1 protein-coding gene is annotated in these 1,922 nt (G+C 67.7%); it reads left to right on the top strand.

What is annotated here, in order from left to right:
* On the top strand, positions 1-1,922 hold a 1,922-nt coding region (locus SM611_RS37570), incomplete at both ends, for an alpha-1,4-glucan--maltose-1-phosphate maltosyltransferase (protein WP_371955168.1).

Here is a 1,922-nt window from a genome sequence, read left to right as displayed (position 1 = left end):
GGTCGCATTCCGATTCTGGACGTGGCGCCGGTGGTGGGGTGCGGGCGGTGGCCGGCGAAGGCCGTGGTGGGTGAGACGGTCGAGGTGTCGGCGACGGTGTTCCGGGAGGGGCACGAGATGCTGGGCGCGGCGGTGGTGCTGCGCACGCCCGGCGGCGAGGAGCTGCCGGGTCAGCGGATGTCCGAGGTCGGGGTGGGGCTGGACCGGTGGTCGGCCGAGGTGACGCCGACCGAGATGGGGTCGTGGTCGTTCCGGGTGGAGGCGTGGGGCGACCCGATCGCGCACTGGCGGCACGACGCCCAGATCAAGATCCCGAACGGCCAGGACGTCGAGCTCATGCTCACCGAGGGGTCGCTGCTGTTCGCGCGCGCGGCCGAGGCCGTGCCGAGCAAGGACAGGCCGACCCTGGACCGGCTGGCGAAGTGCCTGAAGGACGTGACCGTCCCGGCCGCCGACCGGATGGAGGCCGCCGCCGACCCGGATGTGAAGGACGTGCTGGAGCGTCATCCGCTGCGGGATCTGCTGACGGTCAGTGACTGGTACCCCCTGGTCGTCCACCGGCAACGCGCCCTGTACGGCGCCTGGTACGAGTTCTTCCCCCGCTCCGAAGGCGCCAGCTTCGACCCGATGGGACGGCGCGGACCGATCTCCGGGACGTTCCGCACCGCGATGAAACGCCTGCCCGCGATCGCCGACATGGGCTTCGACGTGGTCTACCTCCCCCCCATCCACCCCATCGGAACCACCCACCGCAAAGGCCCCAACAACACCCTGGACGCCGGCCCCTACGACCCCGGCTCCCCCTGGGCCATCGGCTCACCCGACGGCGGCCACGACACCATCCACCCCGACCTGGGCACCCTCGACGACTTCGACGCCTTCGTCGCCCACGCCGCCGACCACGGCCTCGAAATCGCCCTCGACCTGGCCCTGCAATGCTCCCCCGACCACCCCTGGGTCACCACCCACCCCCAATGGTTCACCACCCGCGCCGACTCCACCATCGCCTACGCCGAGAACCCCCCCAAGAAATACCAGGACATCTACCCCCTCAACTTCGACAACGACCCCGACGGCCTCTACACCGAAATCAAACGCATCCTGCACCACTGGATGAACCACGGCGTCCGCATCTTCCGCGTCGACAACCCCCACACCAAACCCGTCGCCTTCTGGGAACGCCTCCTGGCCGACATCAACACCACCGACCCCGACGTCATCTTCCTCGCCGAAGCCTTCACCCGCCCCGCCATGATGCACACCCTCGCCAAAACCGGATTCCACCAGTCCTACACCTACTTCACCTGGCGCAACACCACCGACGAACTCACCGACTACCTCACCGAACTCACCGGCCCCACCGCCAACTACATGCGCCCCAACCTCTTCACCAACACCCCCGACATCCTCAACCACTACCTCCAGCACGGCGGCCGCCCCGCCTTCCAAATCCGCGCCATCCTCGCCGCACTCCTCTCACCCACCTGGGGCATCTACAGCGGCTACGAACTCTGCGAGAACACCCCCGTCCGCCCCGGCAGCGAGGAATACCGCGACTCCGAGAAATACCAGTACCGCCCCCGCGACTGGGACACCGCCCACCGCACCGGCACCACCATCGCCCCCCTCATCACCCAACTCAACACCCTCCGCAACACCCACCCCGCCCTCCAACAACTACGCAACCTGCACTTCCACCACATCGACCAACCCGAACTCCTCGCCTTCTCCAAACGCCACCTCGACGACACAGTCCTGGTCATCGTGAATCTGAATCCGCACCAGGCCCGCGAAGCCACCGTCCACCTCGACCTACCCGCCCTCGGCCTACCCGACGACCCCCACCACCACTACACCGTCACCGACGAACTCGACGGCACCACCTACACCTGGAGCCAAGCCAACTACGTCTACCTCGACCC

The organism is Actinomadura monticuli (genome assembly GCF_041463655.1).
In the GTDB taxonomy this organism is placed as follows: Bacteria; Actinomycetota; Actinomycetes; order Streptosporangiales; family Streptosporangiaceae; genus Spirillospora; species Spirillospora monticuli.
The sequence above is the reverse complement of the archived record's forward strand: the minus strand, read 5'-3'. Positions and strand labels throughout refer to the sequence as shown.